This is a genomic window from Paraglaciecola algarum, from assembly GCF_021532655.1.
Taxonomy (GTDB): Bacteria; Pseudomonadota; Gammaproteobacteria; order Enterobacterales; family Alteromonadaceae; genus Paraglaciecola; species Paraglaciecola algarum.
Genome location: NZ_JAKGAS010000007.1, coordinates 278,803 through 301,587 on the forward strand (window position 1 = coordinate 278,803; position 22,785 = coordinate 301,587).

At 41.6% G+C, this 22,785-nt stretch carries 19 protein-coding genes; 5 read left to right on the plus strand and 14 right to left on the minus strand.

Going from position 1 to position 22,785, the window contains the following annotated elements; all coding sequences use genetic code 11:
- Positions 1–540: 540 nt before the first annotated feature.
- The 7 genes from L0668_RS14220 to L0668_RS14250 all read right to left on the minus strand — a co-directional run bounded on the left by L0668_RS14220 (position 541) and on the right by L0668_RS14250 (position 8,388).
- Entirely contained in the window at positions 541–3,654 is a 3,114-nt protein-coding gene (locus L0668_RS14220; RefSeq protein WP_235313368.1) for an efflux RND transporter permease subunit, read from the minus strand.
- 53 nt (positions 3,655–3,707) lie between these two features.
- A complete protein-coding gene (locus tag L0668_RS14225) occupies positions 3,708–4,646 on the minus strand; it encodes an efflux RND transporter periplasmic adaptor subunit (protein WP_235313369.1) in 939 nt (312 codons plus the stop codon).
- The gene (locus L0668_RS14230; RefSeq protein WP_370659903.1) at positions 4,643–5,965 is read right to left on the minus strand and encodes a TolC family protein; all 1,323 of its coding nucleotides are present in this window, start codon (positions 5,963–5,965) and stop codon (positions 4,643–4,645) included. The genes L0668_RS14225 and L0668_RS14230 overlap by 4 nt, the downstream gene beginning before the upstream one ends.
- 71 nt (positions 5,966–6,036) lie before the next feature.
- The gene (locus L0668_RS14235) at positions 6,037–6,432 is read right to left on the minus strand and encodes a hypothetical protein (RefSeq protein WP_235313370.1); all 396 of its coding nucleotides are present in this window, start codon (positions 6,430–6,432) and stop codon (positions 6,037–6,039) included.
- An 87-nt stretch (positions 6,433–6,519) separates the two neighbouring features.
- Positions 6,520–7,404 carry a cation diffusion facilitator family transporter gene (locus tag L0668_RS14240; RefSeq protein ID WP_235313371.1) on the minus strand — a complete coding sequence of 295 codons (885 nt, stop codon included), beginning with the start codon at positions 7,402–7,404 and terminating at the stop codon, positions 6,520–6,522.
- Complete coding sequence (locus L0668_RS14245; RefSeq protein WP_235313372.1) at positions 7,397–7,756, minus strand: DUF3703 domain-containing protein; 360 nt, start codon at positions 7,754–7,756, stop codon at positions 7,397–7,399. Before L0668_RS14245 ends, L0668_RS14240 begins: the two co-directional genes overlap by 8 nt.
- Positions 7,753–8,388, minus strand: a complete 636-nt coding sequence (locus L0668_RS14250) for a cation efflux transmembrane domain-containing protein (protein ID WP_235313373.1) — start codon at positions 8,386–8,388, stop codon at positions 7,753–7,755. Before L0668_RS14250 ends, L0668_RS14245 begins: the two co-directional genes overlap by 4 nt.
- A gap of 81 nt (positions 8,389–8,469) precedes the next feature.
- On the opposite strand from L0668_RS14250, the gene cadR reads away from it, so the two are divergent.
- Positions 8,470–8,859: a Cd(II)/Pb(II)-responsive transcriptional regulator gene (cadR, locus tag L0668_RS14255; protein ID WP_235313374.1), complete on the plus strand. Its 390-nt coding sequence runs from the start codon at positions 8,470–8,472 to the stop codon at positions 8,857–8,859.
- 213 nt (positions 8,860–9,072) lie between these two features.
- Here the strand turns inward: cadR and L0668_RS14260 are convergent, their stop codons facing one another.
- Entirely contained in the window at positions 9,073–10,362 is a 1,290-nt protein-coding gene (locus L0668_RS14260) for a tyrosine-type recombinase/integrase (RefSeq protein WP_235313375.1), read from the minus strand.
- 397 nt (positions 10,363–10,759) lie between these two features.
- Between L0668_RS14260 and L0668_RS14265 the strand changes: the two genes are divergently transcribed.
- From L0668_RS14265 to L0668_RS14275, 3 genes are all read left to right on the plus strand, one after another.
- Positions 10,760–11,707, plus strand: a complete 948-nt coding sequence (locus L0668_RS14265; protein ID WP_235313376.1) for a glucosamine kinase nucleotide-binding domain-containing protein — start codon at positions 10,760–10,762, stop codon at positions 11,705–11,707.
- Between the two features lie 170 nt (positions 11,708–11,877).
- Positions 11,878–12,273, plus strand: coding sequence for a c-type cytochrome (locus tag L0668_RS14270; protein ID WP_370659904.1), 396 nt, complete (start codon positions 11,878–11,880; stop codon positions 12,271–12,273).
- A 129-nt stretch (positions 12,274–12,402) separates the two neighbouring features.
- Positions 12,403–15,024, plus strand: a complete 2,622-nt coding sequence (locus L0668_RS14275; protein ID WP_235313377.1) for a sensor domain-containing phosphodiesterase — start codon at positions 12,403–12,405, stop codon at positions 15,022–15,024.
- Between the two features lie 18 nt (positions 15,025–15,042).
- Here the strand turns inward: L0668_RS14275 and rep are convergent, their stop codons facing one another.
- Positions 15,043–17,058, minus strand: coding sequence for a DNA helicase Rep (rep, locus tag L0668_RS14280; protein ID WP_235313378.1), 2,016 nt, complete (start codon positions 17,056–17,058; stop codon positions 15,043–15,045).
- An 86-nt stretch (positions 17,059–17,144) separates the two neighbouring features.
- Here rep and ubiK point away from each other — a divergent pair, with 86 nt between their 5' ends.
- Positions 17,145–17,396, plus strand: coding sequence for a ubiquinone biosynthesis accessory factor UbiK (gene ubiK / locus L0668_RS14285; protein WP_235313379.1), 252 nt, complete (start codon positions 17,145–17,147; stop codon positions 17,394–17,396).
- Between the two features lie 93 nt (positions 17,397–17,489).
- On the opposite strand, the gene bamJ is transcribed toward ubiK, so the two are convergent.
- The 5 genes from bamJ to fis all read right to left on the minus strand — a co-directional run bounded on the left by bamJ (position 17,490) and on the right by fis (position 22,779).
- Positions 17,490–17,960: a BamJ family beta-barrel-assembly machinery protein gene (gene bamJ, locus L0668_RS14290; protein WP_235313380.1), complete on the minus strand. Its 471-nt coding sequence runs from the start codon at positions 17,958–17,960 to the stop codon at positions 17,490–17,492.
- 529 nt (positions 17,961–18,489) lie between these two features.
- The gene (gene purD, locus L0668_RS14295) at positions 18,490–19,776 is read right to left on the minus strand and encodes a phosphoribosylamine--glycine ligase (RefSeq protein ID WP_235313381.1); all 1,287 of its coding nucleotides are present in this window, start codon (positions 19,774–19,776) and stop codon (positions 18,490–18,492) included.
- Positions 19,777–19,795: 19 nt separating this feature from the next.
- The gene (locus tag L0668_RS14300; protein ID WP_235313382.1) at positions 19,796–20,620 is read right to left on the minus strand and encodes a class I SAM-dependent methyltransferase; all 825 of its coding nucleotides are present in this window, start codon (positions 20,618–20,620) and stop codon (positions 19,796–19,798) included.
- Between the two features lie 129 nt (positions 20,621–20,749).
- On the minus strand, positions 20,750–22,357 hold the full coding sequence (gene purH / locus L0668_RS14305) for a bifunctional phosphoribosylaminoimidazolecarboxamide formyltransferase/IMP cyclohydrolase (protein WP_235313383.1): 1,608 nt from the start codon (positions 22,355–22,357) through the stop codon (positions 20,750–20,752).
- A 128-nt stretch (positions 22,358–22,485) separates the two neighbouring features.
- Positions 22,486–22,779 carry a DNA-binding transcriptional regulator Fis gene (fis, locus tag L0668_RS14310; RefSeq protein ID WP_133469908.1) on the minus strand — a complete coding sequence of 98 codons (294 nt, stop codon included), beginning with the start codon at positions 22,777–22,779 and terminating at the stop codon, positions 22,486–22,488.
- Positions 22,780–22,785 lie beyond the last annotated feature (6 nt).

The following is a 22,785-nucleotide window of genomic DNA, read 5'->3' on the forward strand; positions in this document are numbered from 1 at the left end:
GTTAAGCCGAAGTTAATGTTAAAAGTACGAAATGAATGAAATTCGAAAAATTTACAGTCAAACGTCGTTGTCATTTCGTTTATCTAAATTGCTTAGTTAGGGGCTTAAAACTAGCTATAAGCTGAAAAAGTAGAGCTAACTTTTGTTAATGTGTATTAACAAAAGCTTAAATTAGCGTTTGCTCTCGCATATTAATTATTGAATTTTAACCAACTTGGCTGAGAGGTGTGTCGCTATTCCTCCGTTAGCAAACAGTTAAATGTTATTACCCAATGGGCCCTTTGTGCCATTTGCAGTCGTTGAACAGAAGTTCTCTGACAGGCTGCTTTAAGCCTAAAAGCGGACAGTCGAACGTTAGACCTGACTGTTAAATTTGTGTCATTTGCAGATCATCATTCGACCTTGATTGAATTGGTGTTAATTTTAGTATTCCGGTGAATCAGCTTCTTATTGGTGAATATACAGTTCAGTAATCATTTTCAGTTGTTTTAAATTTCCAGACGAAGAGCACCGTATTTTCTGCAATACGGTGCCCAACATTCACTCCTTAGTTAATTTCGAGTGCATCATCCGATATAAAATAGGCAAAACCACCAATGTTAGAATGGTGGACGAGATGATCCCGCCAATCACCACCGTTGCAAGCGGTCTTTGCACTTCAGCGCCAGTCCCGACATTGAGTGCCATGGGAATAAAGCCTAAGCTTGCTACCATTGCTGTCATCAAAACCGGACGCAATCTTGTGATAGCTCCGTCAACGATTGAGTTAATTAAGTCACCTGTTTCTAGTACTCGCTGTTTAATAAATGACAACATCACTAGGCCGTTTAGTACCGCAATACCAGAGAGCGCAATAAACCCGACTCCGGCAGATATAGACAGTGGCATGTCACGCATCCAGAGCGCGAAAACACCTCCTGTTAAGGCTAAAGGCACACCAGTGAAGATGATCAAGGCATCACGAAATGAGCCAAACACGACTACCAGTAACACAAGTATCAGAAAAAGCGTGGCAGGCACCACGATAGACAGCCGCTGACTGGCACTTTCAAGCTGCTCAAACGTGCCGCCATAATCCAGCCAGTAGCCTGCTGGGAGTGAAACCTGTTCGGTTATTTTGATTTTTGCTTCGTCAACAAAGCTCCCTAAGTCGCGCTCTCTGACATTGGCGGTAACCACGACTCTGCGCTTACCGTTTTCTCGACTGATTTGATTGGGAACAGACGAGTACCCCAGCGTAGCGACTTCTGATAACGGCACAAATTCCCCATCCGATGTAATGATAGGAGTGCTGCCAATGGCATCTAAATCTGTGCGGATACCTTCACCAAATCGCACAAGCAACTCAAAGCGTCTATCTCCCTCAAAAATTAAGCCAGCAGTATTACCACCGATAGCTGACGCCAACCACTCCTGCAAATCGGCCACGTCCAATCCATAACGTGCCAACTCGACTAGCTTAGGGTTGATAGTGAAGATAGGGATATCATCGACCTGTTCAAGTCGTGCATCCGCCACGCCGTCAATTGATTGTAAAACCGTTAAGATGTCGTTTGCAGAAGCAACCAGCGTGGTTAAATCATCTCCGAAGACTTTTATACCAAGGTCAGCCCTTACCCCACTTATCAACTCGTTAAAACGCATTTGGATAGGTTGGGTAAACTCATAGTTATTGCCTGTCACCGCTTGTAAGTCTCGCTCAAGGGTTTCCACGAAATCAGCTTTTGATAGATTAGGATCAGGCCACTGCGCTCGTGGTTTTAGCATCACAAAGGTATCGGTTACGTTGGGCGGCATCGCATCGGTAGCTACTTCTGCGGTACCGGTTTTCGCAAACACTGTGAGTACCTGTTCGTATTCCATCAAGGTAGATTCAAGTGTTTTTTGCATTGCGACGGCTTGTTCAATACCTGTGCCCGGTATTCGCATGGCGTGCAGTGCGATGTCTCCTTCGTCAAGCTGGGGAACAAACTCAGAGCCTAATCGCGTTGCCAACCATAAGCTGCCCACTACCAGCACGACTGAGCCGAAAAGCACTATCCAGCGTAATTTCAGTGCAAGATGAATGATAGGACGATAGGCGGATTTAGCTGCAACAATAATGAAGCTTTCTTTCTCACTGACTTTACCTGCCATAAACATCGCGACTGCCGCCGGTACAATGGTAATGGAGAACAGCATCGCTGCTATCAGCGCCATGATGACCGTTGCCGCCATTGGTTGGAACATCTTGCCCTCAACGCCTGTCAATGAGAACAGCGGGATATACACGACAGTAATAATCAATACACCGAATAAGCTAGGACGAATGACTTCGTTGGTCGCTTGAAAAACCAGTTCTAGCCGCTCTTTAAGTGGCAAGACTCCGCCTGTGCGTTTCTGAGACTCGGATAACCGCCTGATACAGTTCTCTACGATGATCACCGCACCATCGACAATTAATCCAAAGTCCAATGCGCCAAGGCTCATTAGGTTGGCAGACACACCTGTATTAACCATCCCTGTAATGGTCGCCAACATCGCCAGCGGTATAACTGCCGCAGTGATGAGCGCGGCGCGAATATTGCCAAGCAATATGAACAAGATCACTATGACTAATAACGCACCTTCTACTAAATTCTTCTGAACCGTTTCGATAGCTTTATCGACCAATAGGGTACGGTCATAGACTGGCTCAATGACAATACCATCAGGTAAGCTGGATTGAATGTCCTTCACCTTTTTGGCAACGGATTGAGCAACGGCTCGTGAGTTTTCGCCGACTAGCATCATTGCCGTACCTAAAACGGTCTCTTCACCCTCCTGCGTTGCCGCACCAGTTCTCAGCTCCTTACCAATAGCCACACTGCCAATGTCTTTCACCGCAACGGGGACAGTATTAATGCGTTTTATTACCACATTTTCGATATCGCTAAGTGTTTGAAGTTGACCTTGTGAGCGCACCAGTATTTGTTGCCCATTTCGCTCAACAAACCCCGCCCCCTGATTGGTGTTGTTTCGCTCCAGCGCACGATGGATATCGCTTAGACTAATGTCAAAATTCAGCATAAGCTGTGGTTCAGGATTCACATGGTATTGCTTAACATAGCCTCCAATGGCGTTGACTTCAGTGATCCCCTTAACCAGTGCGAGCTGGGGTTTTACGATCCAGTCGTGTATCTCGCGAAGCGCCATTGCATCGTACGGCTCACCGTTTTTTTGCATGGCATTTTGCTTGGCTCGCAAGGTATACATATAGATTTCACCCAACCCAGTAGCGATAGGTCCCATTTCAGGTGCTAACCCTTCTGGTAGCTGACTTTTGATTGCACCTAATCGGGTATTGATGAGATTACGTGCAAAATACAGATCAGTGCCTTCATCAAATACCGCTGTTACCTGAGACAGGCCGTAGCGTGATAAAGAGCGGGTGTAGGACAGGTCAGGTAATCCCGCCAGTGCTGTTTCTACTACGAATGTGATCCGCTGCTCGGTTTCCAAAGGCGAATAGCCCGGTGCTTGTGTATTGATTTGCACTTGCACGTTGGTGATATCGGGTACCGCATCGATAGGTAATTTTTGATAACTGAATATCCCCATGCCCAGCACAAGGAAGATCAACATCAGCATTATCCCTCGTCGCTCTATGGATAAACGTAATATGGATTCAATCATGTGTTCGTCCCCCAATAACAGAGACACTAGACCAAGTGGCTAGCATTGAGTTATTAGTGGTCATGACCGGCCTCCGACTTTTCTAAATCGGCTTTAAACAGATAACTATTCTGGCTGACAATCACATCGGCAATGTGCAGACCTGATAATACTTCGATATTGTGGCTGTCTTGCTGACCTATGGTAACGGGCACAGGATGGTATTCATCCCCTTCTTTGACAAACACTACCGAAGCCCCCTCAAACTCTTGAATAGAAGTTTTGGGTACCATCATAGCGACATCTGCGCGGTTGATTGTCACAAGCCCCTTAATAGCCGCGCCAACCGGCCACTGACCTGAGGTATTAGCTATTTTGGCATACGCCAATACATACGGCTTTTCATCTGGCGAGGGTAAGATATGCTGGATAATGGTTTCTAACGATGAGCCTGCCACACTAAGTTGAACACCTTGCTGCTCTGCAATATCAGAGAGCTGCTGTGGGAATATTTTAAGCTGTGCCCACACGTCATCATAGTTAGCGATTGAAAATAACACTTGGCCATTAGATAACTCGCCTTCATTGGCATGTCTGGCAATCACTGTGCCTGAAAACGGCGCTGCAACAGGATAGCTTTTCAGGCTTTCATTGGATTCAACTACCGCTAGTGTGTCGCCTTTTTTGACCTTGTTACCCAAATTTGCGTTGACCTTTGTCACCATACCGTCGAATCTCGCGCGGATATGACTCAGCGATGCCGGATCGGTCACTATATTACCGTATACTGTGGTGGTGATATTAAGTTGACCGGCATTGACACTTTGTGTCATCACGCCCATTTTTTGCGCCATGTTGTCAGGCATGAGTACAAATTCAGCATCATGAGTATCCTCAACCCCATGTTCGCCCTCTGATGCTTGTATTACACTGCAAAAAAGCAATGTCATAACACTGCACATGATGAAAATTAATAGGGTGTTTGGTTTCTTGATTAATGTTTTATTGTTCATTGATTTTTACTCGAAAAAGAGGTGTTGATTGCATCGGTAAGCGGCTGCGCAGTCAGTGATTCGATATCCGCACCCCGCTGATGTGCCTGCTTTGCTGACTGAATTAAAGCTTGCTTGGCATTAAGCAGTTCTTGACGTGTACTCACCCATTCAAGGTAGCTGAATCGACCATTGATATAGGCTTGTTCTACTAATTCCAGCGCTTGAACTAAGGGTGGGATAATAGAGTCTTGCAGTGTCTGTACATTGAGCAGCGCATTGTTTCTGACCATCAATGCAATATTTAGCTGATGGTATAGGCTTTGCGTCGCTGACTCTTTTTGTTGTTCCAGTTGTGCCTGAATTGCTCGCTGCTTTTGGTACTCGCCAAGATTTCGGTCACCGGCAAACAAAGGCATACTCACGCCCGCTACAAAGGCTGTTTCATCTATGCCATTGATGCGCCTGATACCGGCTGACCAGCTTAAATCTGATTGATTAGCGGCTTGGGTTAGGCGAACTTGCGTTGCTTGTAATCTCGCTTCTTGTGCATAAACATCAAGATTGGGACTACCCAATAGAGTGGTAAAAAGCGTGCTTAAAGAAGGAGACGATTGCAGCGCAAATAGGTCACCCTTTACATCGGTAAAAGTGGGATATTGTTCCCCCCACATTATAGCCAGACTATTTATCATGGCGTGCTTAGTTTGCTGAGCCGTCACTACATCCAGTCTAGCTCTTGCCAGCGCTGCCTCAGCGCGTTTCTGCTCATATGCAGGCGATGCACCAGCATCCACCCTTTTTGTGACAGCTTGATAGGTATACCTAGCAAGTGTTTCTGCATCTTTCTGTGCATCAATTAACGCTTGTTGTGCCAATACATCGATGTAGCGACGTGTCACTTCAGCCAGTACATCCAATGTGTGCACTTGTTTTTGCTCTTCGACGAGGGTTGATTGTGCCTTAGCAAACGCCTTACGTGAGGCGAGCTTGTTGCCCAATTCAATGACCGACGACAATGTGAGAGTCAATTCCGAGTCTTTAATACCGGAGACCTCGCCTGTTCCTAAGAAGTTTTCCACTTCAATGCCTGCGTTGAGGGCGGGTTTGAGCGAAGCTGTTTTAATTTCCCCCTCAATCGCTTGTTGCCTGAAAGTGAACTCATGCAATTCAGGCGAATTCGCTAATGTTCGCTGAATGGCGCTTTGCAACGTTATTTCGCGATTGGGGATACTGTTTGTTTGTGCTACTACCACGGTTTGTGTTGTCAAAAGGACAAACATCGTGGAAACCACCCAAGCGTGCAAACGCACAGGGCGACTCAATGAAATACGCATCATTTTTTTATTCCTAAATTATCAAAAATGTACATCGCCAAGCTATTGGCGAACGGTGTTTGATTAGTTCAGGGTTATGCTTTAGGTGGGCGTAATAATTGCGTGACAGGTGCATCCATTACTTTTGATAAGTAATAGAAATTGTGATGGGTGGCTACAGAATCGAGTTCGATACCATTGGCGCTTACAAGCCCTTGGACATGGGTTCCGTGACAATGACCACAGTGGTGGCAATCAGCAGGATTGTGAGAAATATCTACGGGGGTGTTATCAGCATCGGGGTGTTCGCTAGATTGTAGTTGAACCTGCGTCTGTTCAGTAGCGATGTTATCGCCCAATTGATGTTCGTGTATTTCATTTAAATGTTGTGAGTCAACAGTATGAAAATCCAATGTATTGGCGACAGCAGAAAACGACTGAAACAAAATCAGCGAAATCAACAGGTAACTTGTCACCTTCATACTAAACATATCTATCTACTCTCATCTTTTTTATGTTAACAGGTAATCAAACTAAGACCAATCGACCAACCGAAACAAAGTGTTTCAAACATGGTATTACTCATCACGACAATCCTCATTGGCAAATTCAATTTCTATTGTAGTGTGCACAAAATCAAACTCATCAAGACCTTGGCGAAGTTCGTCTTTAAGTGTTCTCAATTGAGATACCGACACATCCTGTTTCAACTCCACATGTGCCGTCATGACGCTATGTTCACCGTCCAAAGACCAGATATGAAAATGATGTATATCCGCCACATCATCAAATGACATGAGTACTTTACGCACTTCCTCCATCTGCTTAGCATCGGGCGTGGCTTGCAAGAATAACAATAAGGTTTCTTTTAGATTTCTGACTACATTGAATAAAATGAATAACGTGAAGCCAATAGATAATATAGGATCTAAAATTGGCCATGGCTTAGACATCAATACAATCGATACGATCAGCACTGCCACCCAACCCAATACATCTTCAAGCAAATGCCAGTTTAAGATACGCTCGTTTAAGGAATTCCCTTCGCTAAGTTTATACGCAGCAAATCCATTAACGGCGATGCCAAAAATTGACAGGAGTAACATGCCTTCGACTTGCGGCATTTCGGGTGCTGAAAGCCTTGGGATAGCTTCGAATAAGATCCATATTGAGCCAGTCGTTAACACTAACCCGTTGATCAATGCACCAAGAAGTGAAAAGCGTTTATAGCCATAGGAAAATGTATTGGTTGCTTCTTTATCACTGAGTTTATTTAAGCCCCAAGCAGTACCAATGGATAAACTATCGCCCAAATCATGCACTGCGTCGGCCATAATGGCCGTGCTGTTTGTCAGCCATCCACCGATAAATTCAATGATGGTGAATACCACATTTAAAAAGAACGCCCAGCCAATACGTTTTGATGCGCTGTTATCACTTTGATTGTGGTTATGATTATGCATGGTTGATTTTGTCCAATATCGCTTGATTTTCAGCGTTGATTGGCAGTCGCTTAAAAGGGCTGATGTCAGTGCCGCCTGTATTCCCTTTAGGTACAAGGCCGATAGCTGTTTTGGTTGCAGCACCAACTATTCTTATTACTTGTCCAAAAACGGCTCTCCAATCTTTGTTTATAAGACCATGTCGCAGCATTTTATAATGAATTAAACAATGGTAATAAGTAGAGTGCTGACCAATTACATGCGCATTCTCCAGCGCTGCAAATGCCTGCCTCTCATTATTGTTAGACATTGCATCTGAGTAATCTGTCAATTTGGAATCGATATGCGGCTTAACGGCTTTATTGTATGTCATAGTGGATCGCCCACTTTACCTTTCTGTACTTCGTTATTAAGTACTTCCTGCTTGGCGTCTTTCAGGATCATCCACGCTCCGCGCAGCACGACAATCGACACTATACAGCCGATAACCAGATCCGGTACTCTGCTATCAAGCCATACCACTAAAACTCCGGCGATGATGACACCCATGTTGGCAATGACATCGTTAGCTGAAAAAATCCAGCTGGCTCGCATATGTACTTCGTCGTTTTTATGATTACGAATAATCACCAAGCAAGCGACGTTTGCAATTAGTGCAATGAACCCCATTCCTATCATTAATGATGAGATAGGCTCACTGCCCAAGAATAATCTTCTCGTAATATCAATGAGAATGATCACGCCCAGCAATAGCTGAAAGTAACCACTGATTTGCGCAGCTTTGGCTTTGTGAAGTATAGATTTACCCACAGCATAAATACCTATGCTGTATACAACCGCATCCGCTAGCATGTCCATAGAGTCTGCTATCAAAGCAGTAGAGTCAGCCAAAATACCAACGGTCATCTCAACGAAAAACATCACCGCATTGATGCCGAGCAGCCAATACAGAACCCTTTTTTGTGAGGCATCTTTGATTTCCACTTCACAGCCGCAACCACTCATTGTTCAACTCTTATTCCCAAAACTATAAGTACAGTGTAAAGTCTATACCTAGTATAGAGTCAACAACACAAAGGCATGTTTATGAAAATAGGTGAGCTATCAAAAAAAAGTGGGTGTTCTATTCAGACGATCCGTTTTTATGAAAAACAGGATTTGTTTGAGGCTTGCAATCGCAGTGAAGGCAACTACAGAATTTACGACGCATCATCGTTGAGAGCACTGCGATTCATTAAACAATGTCGCTCATTAGATTTGACCATAATAGAAATTAAACAGCTGTTGGATACAAAAAATAATCCCGATAAAAGTTGTTCTAGTGTGAACAATTTGATCCATCAACATATGGTTGACGTCACGCATCGCATTGCAGAGCTTGAGGAGCTAAAGCTTACCCTATCTGAGATGGCCTCGGCATGCACAGATAATAGAAAAGTTAAAGAATGTGGGGTATTGCAGTTGCTTGAAGAGTGATACTGATAGCTATAAGTCTTATCGTTTTACCTTTGCCTACGGTTTCATAATGGTACAGGTTCGACAAATTGAAATTCGATAAAGTAACCAATACACAATAAATAGCTACGTCCGCATTTTTGGGCTAAGCAGTCGTTCGACTGAGGTAGGTCGAATGTCCGTTGATCGCTCACTGCGGTCGGTTGGGTTGAATGATGACTGAATGTCAAATCATTAAATACAACCTAGTCTTCTATAGTTAGCTGCCCATTCTTTAAACCGTTTTTCATCCCGCTCCATACTCTTTGCTTGTCTGGCTAACGTCTTTTTCGATTTAGGTTTCGGCTTTTCTTCGTCAAAAGTGACACCAGATAGTGCATCAGCGAACATCTCAGGTTTAACGTGACTGTAATGTTGCTCGATCATCGCTGCACTTGTTCCGCATTGCCTTGCAATAACATCCATACTGGTTCCAGCTAGTAGTTGCCAAGTAATATATGTATGTCTTAACGAATAAAGTGTTCTAGGCCCTCTGGGAGATACTTTCAGTCCCGATTTTTGCAGTGCCTTTTCGAATGCTTTGCCTAACTGTGGGGTTGGTTCACCGCTAGTGAGAAGAAATAATTTTTGGCTAGGAATGCGCAGTGGAAAACGTTCTCTAAGTCTGGTTAGCGCGCCAATTACATCTCTTCTGCATACTACCTTTCGAGTTCCGGTATATTTGGTTGTCTTGCCTTTAGTGACGTTAATGAAGAATTGTGCTTTGTTTCCTTGAGTTTTCATCTCTATATCACGCCAAGTCAAATTTTCCATTTCTGTTCCTGGTCTGATACCGGTATTCACCGCAATTTCACAGTAGTCGTACAGTAGCTCCCGAATTTGTCTCGTCTTAGCACTATGGGCGTTCTTCTCACTTTCATAAATCTCATCAAGTACAGAATCATATTCTCCTTCTGAGAATGCGGCGCGGCGAGTCCCAGCTTCACCTTTGGATGATAAGACAGGAACCTGAGCTGCTATCATCCACTTTTGCTCTATGGCTTCTTTAAAAACTAAATTTAAAGCAGCATTGTGTGTCAGAAGAGTTGAAGAGGCTGGTGGTTTACTCATTCGGTTTGCACGCCATTGGACAAACTTGGTGATTGCTTCTTGGTTAATTGACGTGACGAAAGTGCGAGCAAAGTACGGGATGTGATAATTTTCTAAAGCGCGTATATAGTCTTTGAATGTGCGCTTGCCACCGCCATGCTCAAGTTGCTCTTCAAGCTTTTCGATAACTCGGTCTGCGACGTCTTTGAAACGTTTACTCTGCACTAAGCTATTGTTTTCATGCCTGATTTGATGATCCAGAAAGATACGGTGTGCCATTGCGATGGCTTCGTCTTTGTCTTTCTTTTTGGTCGATTTACACAGCCATTTTTTATGATTGGTCAGAGTAAAACGCGCATACCAACGTTCACTGTTATCTTGTTTAAAGATATAGAGTTCGTCGTTTATATCGTGTCTGTCAATTTGCTTTGCCATGCTGGAAGTAGAACATGAAATATTTAACTTTGCAAAGAATATGCAAAGAATTATTTATCACATATAAAACAATGATTTATAAGTGTGATTTACATTGAAAATCCTCGTGTCCCTGGTTCGATCCCGGGTCTGGGCACCATTATTCCAAAGGCCTGCAAGAAATTGCAGGCCTTTTTGGTTTTGTAAGATAAACATGAATTTCAATACTGTTTCAACTTAAACACCGTGAGTGAATCTTTTATATACACCTGTTCTAAACCACCCAATCCATTGAAAAATTTAAATAAATACACATTGTTTAAAATCTGCTAAATTGACTAATTGGTTCAATCAACCTTGCACCTACGAGTTATCGATTAATAATCAAATAAAAATAATAAAGAGCCAATAATAACAAATGTCTAAAACCAAGCCTTATTCTGATCATCGACTTGATAATCAATACTTTGTTGGTATTGATGGTGGAGGAACTCATTGCCGTGCCAGTATCTACGACCAAAGTTTAAACCTATTAGGCCGGGGGTTTGGCGGCCAAGCTAATCCGGTAAATGGCGTTGAATTGGCCCAAGCTTCGATTATTCAATCAGTAAAAGATGCGATTCAAACAGCAGGTATTAAATGTTCATTGCAGCAATTACAAGTTGGGGCTGGTTTGGCGGGTTTACATTTACCCAAACTACAAATAAGCATGTCAAATTGGCAACACCCCTTTAGCTCCTTGGCCTTAACTACTGATGTGCAATGTGCATTATTAGGGGCACACAAAGGTCAAAATGGTGCAGTTATTATTTTAGGTACTGGATTTAGTGCCTTAGGTTTACTAAATGGCCAAACAATTTCCGTTGGAGGATATGGTTTTCCAATTAACGCAAACTGCAGTGGAGCTTGGTTTGGTCTAGAAATGGTCAAAGCAGTGCTGTTAGACATAGATAAAATTGGTCCAAAGACCTCTATGACACAAGATATTTTAGAAAATGAAAAGTTAATTGATATCGCTACCCGTCTAAATAATGCACCTGCGTATGAATTTGCAAAATATGCCCCTATAGTTTTCCACCATGCTGAACTTGGAGATAAAGTAGCCTGTGATTTGATCAATCAGGGGGCTGAATTTATCAATACAGTTTTGCAAAGGTTCATCACTCTTGACCTGAGTAAGATCACATTTGTTGGAGGCATAACACCTAACATATTGAATCATTTACATCCAAGGTTCGAACCTTATATTGTTACAGCAAGAGAATCCCCAGAATACGGAGCTATGTTATTTGCTCAAAGACAATCATCTGAGCAATCATTGCCCTTAGAAAAGCATGCTGTTAGTGTACAAAAATCAAACGTATGACAATATGCTGCCACTAAACTGTTGTTCATAAAGCATTAGTGGTTATAATCTGCTTAGGGACTGCTTATCTTTGATGTATTATTTGGCAACGCGTTTAATTTGAACAAAATTAATACACAAAAGATAAACAGCCCCACCGAAGCTCAATGCAAACTGATTTGGAGAATTTTGTGAAATTTAAAGCCTTGTTATTTATGTGTTTAGGTATTCTCGTTACTACCAGCGCTCACACGCAGGATATGACCGATGATGAAATCAAGTCACGGATCCAGCCTGTTGGACAAGTTCATGTAGCAGGAGCTGTAGAAGAAACAGCGTCAAGTGGCCCTCGTTCAGGAGCTGACATCTATAATAAATCTTGCGTCGCTTGTCATAGTGTTGGCGTGTTAGGCGCACCTAAATTACAAAATGCCGGCGACTGGTCTCCTCGTTTGGAAAAGGGCTTTGACCAAGTTTGGAAAAATGCTATCAATGGTATAGGTGGTATGCCACCTAAAGGAACTTGTGGTGACTGTTCAGATGACGAACTAAAAGCTGCGATTGAACATATGATTGAAGGAATTTAGCTTTGTAAGCTAAAAATATCAATTCCAATAAAAAGGCCACTTACTTGTGGTCTTTTTTGTTGTAATAGTTTATTTTTAGTGGTTCAAATTTTCGTCAAAATAATAAAAATAACCGAATACTATTTCATTATGACTTCAGAAAATATTACTAATCAGCTTTCACTAGAAGAACTTAGAGAATTAGTTCCCCAACTGCAGCAGATCACTAAAAAGTATAAACACTCTGAAGCAATACAAAAATCCTTATTTGAAATATCTGAATTAGCCAGTTCTATTAATGAGCTCTCAAGCCTTTATCCCGCGATACAAGACATAATCGCTAACTTTATCCCAGCTCAGAACTTTTTTGTGGTGTTTTATGAAGAAGACACTAAAGCCATAGATGTCGCTTATTTTGTAGATGAATTTGATGAAAGTGCAATACCTAATTGGACTTCTGAGGAGCTTCAAAATAGTATCACCGGATATATTTTACGCACTGGAAAGCACTTATTCCTGACCCAAGAAACTTATACCCAAAAATTAGCTGAGTTATCAGTCCAACACTTAGGGGCAACACCCGTTGATTGGATTGGCGTACCACTTAAACGGGGCTCTCAGGTTATTGGCGCACTTGCGGTACAAAGTTACGATGAATCAATACGGTATTCCCATGAAGATTTGGAAGTTTTATTATTTGTTTCTCAACATATTGTTAACTGTGTTGATAGGGTAAAAAACCGCGAAGTAACCGAAAAAACGATTCGACAACGTACCAAGCAACTCCGACAAATTAACGAAGAACTTCAAGAAGAAATTAGTGAACGGCAAAAAGTAGAGTCATTACAACAAGCTCTATTTGAAATTTCTGAATTATCAGCCTCTACCGACCAAGATCCTGGTAGTTTTTATGCCAGTATTCACGATATCCTTGCCAGGCTTATTGGTGCCCCCAACTGTTATGTAGCGACTATAAACGAAGAATCTAAACAATTAGACTTCCCCTATTACAAAGATGAAGTAACTAGCCAAATAGAGCCTCGTACCATGGGCTCTGGTATGACTGAATACATCATTCGTCATGGAAGAGCCGAATTAATCGATCCTTCCAATGCTATGACACTTTACGAAGCAGGGGAAATATCCGAAGAAGTTGCCAAAGCTATTTGTGATGAATCAAACTCTTGGATAGGCGCCCCCCTATTTGTAGATGGCATTATTTCAGGCGTTATTGCTGTGCAAAGTTATGGTCAATCCAAACAATACACTCTCAAAGATTTAGAGTTTTTACGTTTTGTATCACACCATATAGCTGTGGCTTTAAGTCGCAAACTAGCAGCAGAAGCTATGCAAGCTTATAACTTACGTCTTGAAGATGAAGTCAAGCAACGAACAGAAGAATTACATGCCACCAACCGTTCTTTACAAGATCAAATTGAAGAACGGAAATTGGCGCAACGTCAATTAGAATATGACGCCCAACACGACGCATTAACCGGATTGGCCAACCGGGTGTTGTTTAATAGTCGACTTGAATTAGCCCTTGCCAATAAAGGGCGTTATGCATCAAATAATTTTGCAGTTATCTTTATTGACCTAGACAGATTCAAACAAATAAATGATTCATTAGGCCATTTAGCCGGCGATTCATTTTTAAAAGAAGTCGCTAATAGGATTAATTCCTGCATTCGAGCCCATGATCTTTTAGCGCGATTGGGTGGTGATGAATTTGTAGTGTTATTTGACAACTTTGAATCACCTACGGATATCGAAGAAATATCAGCCCGTATCATTAGCTCAATAGCACAGCCCTTTAATATTGAAAATAAAGACATGTATTCGGGTGCCAGTATTGGAATTACCTACCTTGAAAACGGCTATCAAAAAGCCGATGAAGTGTTACGTGATGCAGATGCAGCTATGTACCAAGCAAAAGCACTTGGTCGTGGTCGATATATTATTTTTGACAAAACCATGCGCGAAAAACTGCTAATTGAATTAGAAATTGAAAACGAGTTTAGACGCGTACTGCAAGCAGGTGCATTCGAAAACTACTCTCAGCCAGTATTAGATTTAAAAACAGAACAGCCACTTTATGAAGAGTGTTACATTCGTTGGCAGCATTTAAATATCGGAAAAGTTAAGCGGGAACAATATTGGCAAGTTGCTGAACAATGCGGTTTAACCGTCGAAATGGACAAATATTTGTTAACCAAAGCCTGTGAAATTTTGACTAACTGGCAAAATGGTAGTTCAGCTGACAAACAAAAACGTGTAGCGATAAACTTATCGATTCATCATTTAACTCAAACCTCGTTGGCCAAACAACTTATTGAATACTTGTTAGAAGCTGGTGTGGATCCTAAAAAACTGGTAATTGAGTTTGACGAAAATACCCTAAACAGGCGCTCTCAATTTATTTTACCTGCCATAAAAACACTAAAAAGAGCCGGTATTACTTTAGTTTTAGATAATTTTGGTAGCGGATTAGCTTCGCTAAGTTATTTATATTCCTATCCTTTTGATTATGTAAAAGTTGACCATCACTTTGTAAAAACGCTGCCGCGTTCAGAACGAAATTTAAAACTGATCCAATCTGTGTTATCCATCTCAAGCCATTTAAGGTTTAAGTTGATAGCAGAGGGGATAACAACCGAAGAACAATATACCGCGTTAGTAGAAGCGGGTTGTGAATATGGCCAAGGTAAGTTTTTACAAAAAGCAAAAAAAATAGATTTTAACTCAGATTCAAATAACGTTAAAAGTGCTTAACCACTTAGCTCATTCTAATTAAGATTTATTCATCATATTCCGTAAGTTAGCAATACCCATCTGGGACTTTTTCTGTCTATCTTCTGCAGATATTTTACTTTTTTGATGTTGTCGAACTAAATCATCCTGAGGTAACTCATCTATAAATCGACTTGGCTCGGGATTAATTACTTCACCGTACTGGCGTCTTTCTTTGGCTAAGGTCATAAATAAGGTTTTTTGAGCCCGAGTGATCCCCACATAAGCCAAACGTCTTTCTTCGTCTATGTTGTCTTCGTCGATACTGCTTTGGTGGGGTAATAGACCTTCTTCCATACCCACCATAAACACATAAGGAAACTCTAAACCTTTGGAGGCATGTAAAGTCATGAGTTGCACTTGGTCTGCTTCATCTTCGTCTTCGCCCCTTTCCATCATGTCACGCAAGATTAAGCGATTAACAACCTCTTGTAAGGTCATGGGAGGGTCGAGCTCGTTGCCCTCCAGCATATCACTTATCCAGCCAAATAAAGTACTAATATTGGCCATAGCCATTTCTGCAGCCTTGGGGCTAGTACTGGTTTCGTATAACCATTCTTCATAGCCCATGGCTTTAATCATTTCGCGAATAGTGGCAATGCCATCACCACGTACAGCGCGATCAGAAAGCTCAACGATCCAGCGACTAAACTGCTCAACTGACACTAGCGCTTTGCCGCTCAAGACATCCTGCAAGTGAGGATCAAATGCCGCTTCAAACATGGTGGTTTGATTTTGATTAGCCAAATTTCCGAGCTTCTCTAAACTAACCCGGCCAATACCTCTAGAAGGTGTGTTAATCACTCTTAACAAGGCATTATCGTCATCTTGATTCACTAATAAACGTAAATAAGCCATGATGTCTTTAACTTCAGTACGGCCAAAAAACGACATGCCGCCACTTATTTTATAGGGAATACGGTTACTCATTAAGACTTTTTCAAACACCCGAGATTGGAAATTACCGCGATACAAAATCGCATAATCTTTAAAGCTAGTGCCTTGCATAAATTTATGCGCCATCAACTCAGCCACTACTCGTTCAGCTTCGTGTTCTTCATTTTTAGCCACGATAACTTGCAGCGGATCACCATAACCTAATTCAGAAAAAAGACGTTTTTCAAATACATGTGGATTATTTTGGATCAAAATATTGGCACAATGCAGAATACGCTCTGACGAACGATAGTTTTGTTCAAGCTTAATCACTTTTAAACGAGGAAAATCTTTTTGTAACAAGACTAAGTTTTGCGGTCTAGCTCCACGCCACGAATAAATAGATTGGTCGTCATCACCTACTACTGTGAATCTCGCACGTTCACCCACTAATAATCGTACTAATTCATATTGACTGGTATTGGTATCTTGATATTCATCCACCAGCAAATAACGAATTCTGGTTTGCCACTTTTGCCTAACCGCTTCATTCGCTTTCAAAAGTAGAGTAGGTAAACAAATTAAATCATCGAAATCTAAGGCGTTATAAGCGCGTAAATGATTATGGTAACGCTGATAGAATTCAGCGAACTCAGCATCAGATGCACTTAAGGATTGGCCTTTTAAGTGCTCTGGTAAAATTAGGTCATTTTTCCAATTTGAAATGCGGCTTTGCAATACACTTAATAGCTCTTTATCACCATCTAATTCAACTTCGGTCAAATCTTTCAAGAGCGACATGCTGTCTTTGTCATCAAATAATGAAAAACCTGGCTTGATCCCAAGGGCTTTTACTTCAGATTTAATAATATTTAAACCCAAGGTATGAAAAGTCGAAACTTTTAATCCCCTAGCCTCTTTTTTACCTAAAGTTTGCCCTACACGCTCTTTCATTTCGCGGGCAGCTTTGTTAGTAAAGGTAACAGCCGCGATATAGCGAGCAGGCATGTCACAATTACGCACTAAGTGCGCAATCTTGTTGGTGATAACACGAGTTTTTCCGCTACCCGCACCAGCTAAAACTAGACAAGGTCCAGAAATAAAATTTACAGCTTCGTTCTGACCTGGATTCAGTTTCATGCTAAATTTAACAACCTGTAATAAAAGGTCGACGATTGTAAGAAATAATACCTTTCAAGCCAACTAAATAAACTGAGTAATTAATCATGTTAGACCCAAAGAAACTGGAAGAAATCGCAAAACAGATCACAGATGCAATCCCACCAGAGGTGAAAAACTTTGCGGAAGGGGCTGAATCTAAAGTTAAGCAGGTTTTACAATCTCAATTAAACCGCCTTGATTTTGTCAGTCGCGAAGAATTTGATATTCAAAACCAAGTGCTAATCCGCACCAGAGAAAAATTAGTCGCTTTAGAACAAAGAATTGCTGAGTTAGAAACGAAAAAGGTTTCAGATTAATATAAAAATCGGCTGATTTGTTTAGAACCTTCAATTTACTAATTGAAGGTTCTGCTAAAAAAATGCATTGATTAACCTAAAGTCTGGCGAAATCTATTGAATCTCTAACAATTCAACTTCAAAAATAAGTAAAGATCCTGGTGGGATACTACCGACAGCACCAGTTCCGTAACCTAATTCAGAGGGAATGAAAAACTTAAATTTGTCGCCAGCTCTCATCAACTGTACGCCTTCTGTCCAACCTTTAATTACTTGATTAAGTGCAAAACTTATCGGCTCACCTCGATCAACGGAGCTATCAAATACAGTGCCATCAATTAACAAGCCATGATAATGCACTTTAACTGTAGAGCTGGCACTAGGATGGCCGTTCCCATCACCGTTAGTCAAGACCTGATATTGCAAACCCGAAGCGGTTTCAACCACACCTTCATTGGCCTTATTGGTGACTAGAAAATCATTACCTAAAGCCACATTTTCAGCTGCTAACTTTTTATTCGTCACACTTCTCATAAAATAAAAAGCCACTAAAGCAACCACAACCGCTAAAACAATAAACTTCATAACCCAACCTAATCAATATTAACTACCAAAGATTCTAACACTATATCGCCTCCCCGTATTGAATCTAAAAGTAACTAGCGCGCAGGAGCTACCTAAAGAGAATCACAATTTAACTATGTATTGGTTCCACCACTTTATATCTAGATGCATTTAGTGGCAAAGCCATGCTTTTAATTTACTCGCGACTCCAATTTTCCGTATTTAAAATAGGCTTGTCAGATGTCCAGACATAGACGTCTAGACAAGGCGAACTGCTTTACATGGATGTTACCTTTCGCCGTTCTGACTTTTAAAGTCTATTTTTAATATGGATAAAAAATTGGCTGGAGCAAATGACCTTTTGGTTACTTTTGAGTCTTTTTAAAAGTAACTGGTGCAACAGGGATGTTGTATCAAAAACGCAATGGATTGCGGTGAACGTAGTGAATAATCTTAGTTCGCGAAGCGAATGCTTGGCTTTTGGTGAACGCAGTGAACTTAAAAAGAGCTCAATCACCTGCTTGGACGCAGGTGATTGAACAAACGTTTATTACTTCTCAGCTTCTCGTGCAATTGCTCTATAAGCAATATCATCACGATGGAACATGCCTTTCCAACTGATTGTTTTAACCAACTCATAAGCATTTTTCTGTGCTTCGGTAACAGAGTTACCTAATGCAGTAGCACATAACACTCGCCCGCCATTAGTGGTGACTTTACCGTTAATTTCTTTAGTGCCCGCGTGGAATACTTTAGCTTCGTTATTACCTAGCTCTAAACCAGAAATTACATCACCTTTGTTATAGTTCCCTGGATAGCCACCAGCAGATAGCACTACACCTACAGACGCACGAGAATCAAACTCAGCTTGAATTTTATCTAAGTTACCATCCAGTGCAGCTTCTACTAATTCCACTAAGTCTGATTGTAAACGTAACATAATAGGTTGTGTTTCTGGATCACCAAATCGGCAATTGTATTCAATCACTTTAGGTGTGCCGTCAGCCATAATCATTAAACCAGCGTATAAGAAACCAACGTAAGTGTTATCTTCGCTAGCCATACCGTTAACAGTTGGGTAAATCACTTCTTCCATAATACGTTTATGGATGTCAGCTGTTACTACTGGAGCCGGTGAGTAGGCTCCCATACCGCCAGTATTTGGGCCTTGGTCATTGTTGTAAGCACGTTTATGATCTTGGCTAGTTGCAAAAGGTAAAACATTTTTGCCGTCTACCATGACGATAAAGCTAGCCTCTTCGCCATCTAGAAACTCTTCAATGACAACGCGGCTACCAGCTTCACCAAAAGCATTACCCGCTAACATATCGCGAATCGCATCTTCTGCTTCTGCCAATGTCATAGCAACGATTACACCTTTACCAGCGGCTAAACCGTCAGCTTTAATAACAATTGGCGCACCTTTTTCTTGCACATAGGCAATAGCAGGATCGATTTCAGTAAAGTTTTGGTAATCACCAGTAGGAATTGAGTGGCGCTCTAAAAAGTCTTTAGTAAAGGCTTTTGAACCTTCAAGCTGAGCAGCTGCTTGTGAAGGCCCAAAAATTTTCATACCCTTAGCTTCGAATGCGTCTACCACACCCAATACTAACGGCACTTCTGGACCCACTATGGTTAAATCAATTTTGGTTGTTTCGGCAAAATTAACCAGCGCTGGCACATCTTCAGCGCCTACATTCACATTAATTAACTTATCTTCTAAAGCTGTTCCAGCATTACCTGGAGCCAAATATACTTCAGATACTTTTTCCGATTGGGCCGCTTTCCATGCCAGTGCATGTTCGCGACCACCACCACCAATAATCAATACTTTCATATGTTTCTATTCTTTCTTTTTAAGGTTTTACAAATTTTAGGGTCATACGTGAGCTTTCACCTATGGCCAAATATTTAGCGCGATCTTTTTCACCTAAACGCAGTGAAGGAGGTAAAGTCCATACACCTCTTTCATGGTCAGCACTATCAAGAGGGTTTAGATTTACCGCACTTTCAGCTACCAGTTTGAAGCCGGCTTTCTCAGCGGCAGCTACCACTACTGATTGTTTCATGTAACCCGATTTTTTCTGCATTTCGTCAGCGACATTTTCAGGTAACTTGTGTTCAACTACGCCTAACACACCGCCTTTTTTCAAGGCATTAAAAAAGCTAGTAAAAGCGCCGTCTAGTCCTTCATTACCGCCCTGCATGTACCAGTTGTGCACGTTTCTAAAAGTTAATACTCGATCCAGCGAGCCAGCAGGAGCAAAGTCTTGGGCTTTAGTTTGATGAAAGGCTGTAATCTTAGTGTTTTTTAACGAAGCAGTGTTGGCGACTTTCTCCTTAAAGCCTGCCAAAGATTTTTTATAGTAACTGCGTGCATCTTCATCAATGAAAAAATGAGCCGCATAATACTGACCATTATCTTTTAACAATGGTCCTAGAATATGGCTATACCAACCACCACCTGGTGCTATTTCTGCAACAGCCATAGTTGGCTGAATATCGAAAAAACGCAGTGTCTGTTGAGGGTTGCGATATTCATCACGTAATCTGTGGTCAGCGGGGCGATCAGCGTTACTCACCGCATCACTGATTGCATCAGCCAAGACAACTGAAGAGCTTAATAAAGTAAAAGTAAGGGTGGAGATTGCTAAAACTGATCTTAGTGTGCACTTAAACATACGATTCTCTTTATACAGTTAAAAAATTGTCAATAATTGTAGCTGGAAATAAAGCCGACTGGAAATAAAACGGGCTTTTTAAAAGCCCGTTTTTAATCTAGCTATTTGTAACTAGGCTCACACTAACAATTAGTGTTTAAAGTGACGCATACCAGTGAATACCATAGCAATGCCTGCTTCGTCAGCTGCATCAATCACTTCTTGATCTCGCATTGAACCGCCAGGTTGAATGATTGCACTAATACCAGCTGCTGCCGCTGCATCAATACCATCACGGAATGGGAAGAATGCATCAGAGGCCATAACCGAACCTTCAACCTGCAAACCTTCATCAGCGGCTTTTATACCAGCAATTTTAGCTGAATAAACACGACTCATTTGGCCTGCGCCTACACCAATTGTCATGCCGTCGTTACAATAAACAATAGCATTAGACTTAACATATTTAGCCACTTTCCAGGTAAACATTAAATCTTTAAGTTGTTGTTCAGTTGGTTTCACTTTAGTCACCACTTGCAACTCGTCTTGTTCTACCATGCCAAAATCACGATCTTGAACCAACAAACCGCCATTAACACGTTTAAAGTCGTAACCTTCGGTTAATTGACCTTGCCAATCGCCACAAGCCAATAAACGTACGTTTTTCTTAGTGGCAACAACAGCCACGGCTTCGTCACTTACTGTAGGAGCAATGATCACTTCAACAAACTGACGGTCAACAATGGCTTGAGCAGTAGCAGCATCTAGTTCGCGGTTAAAGGCGATGATGCCCCCAAAAGCTGAAGTTGGGTCTGTTTTGTAAGCACGGTTGTAAGCAGCAAGAATATCGTCGCCTAAAGCTACACCACATGGGTTGGCATGTTTAACGATGACGCATGCTGGCTCATCGAACTCTTTCACACATTCAAGTGCCGCGTCAGTATCAGCAATGTTGTTGAAAGATAATGCCTTACCTTGCAACTGAGTAGCAGTAGCCACAGATGCCTCTTGGATCTGGTTTTCAACATAAAAAGCAGCTGTTTGGTGACTATTTTCACCATATCGTAAGTCTTGCTTTTTAGTTAATTGCATATTGTATGTGCGAGGGAATGCACTGTGCTCGTGACCACAATCGTCTTCACACTCAACTGACTCAATCATTGAACCAAAGTAGTTCGCAATCATACCGTCGTATTCAGCTGTATGTTCAAAGGCTGCAATAGCCAAATCAAAACGTGTCGCTTTGGTAACTGAATTTTCGTTAGCTTGCATCTCAACCATGACACGGCCGTAATCTTTGGCATTGACCACAATAGTCACGTCATTATTGTTTTTAGCCGCAGCACGCACCATAGTTGGGCCGCCGATATCGATGTTTTCGATTGCATCTTCAAGGCTGCAATCTTCTTTTGCTACAGTGGCAGCAAATGGGTATAAATTCACTACGACCAAATCGATAGGAAGAATGTTGTTTTCTGTCATGACAGCTTCATCTTGGCCACGACGGGCCAAAATTCCACCATGAATTTTTGGGTGTAAGGTTTTCACTCTGCCGTCCATGATTTCTGGATGACCTGTATGTTCAGATGCTTCGATAACGGTTAAACCATTATCGCTAAGTAATTTTGCAGTACCACCAGTAGAAAGCAGCTCGACACCTTGACTCGCTAAAAATTGGGCGAATTCTAAGAGTCCGGTTTTATCAGATACACTTAACAAAGCGCGACGTATTGGTTTTGCAGGAGATTGGTTTTGCATGCTTGTTCCACTATTAAAGGCAAAAAACGTAGTTGAATATAACTCACCTGACCATTCTTGACTAAATGGTCATGGTGGATAAAAACAAAAAAAGCACCATCAGGTGCTCTTTTTATAGTCAGTATGGTTTAGTTCATGCCGTACTGTTTTAATTTTTTACGTAAAGTACCACGGTTGATACCCAACATGATCGAGGCACGAGTTTGATTGCCGCGAGTAAAAGTCATGATTTCTTCTAGCATTGGAGCTTCAACTTCAGCCATCACTAACTCATATAAGTTTTCGATGTTTGTGTTATCAAGTTGCTTTAAATATTTATTTACCGCTTGTTTAACTGAATCGCGAAGAGGCTTCTGCGCTTGAGTTTGCGAAGGAGTCGTTACCGTAGTGGTAAAAGGAGAAGTTACATTTTGTTCGAACATTAAATC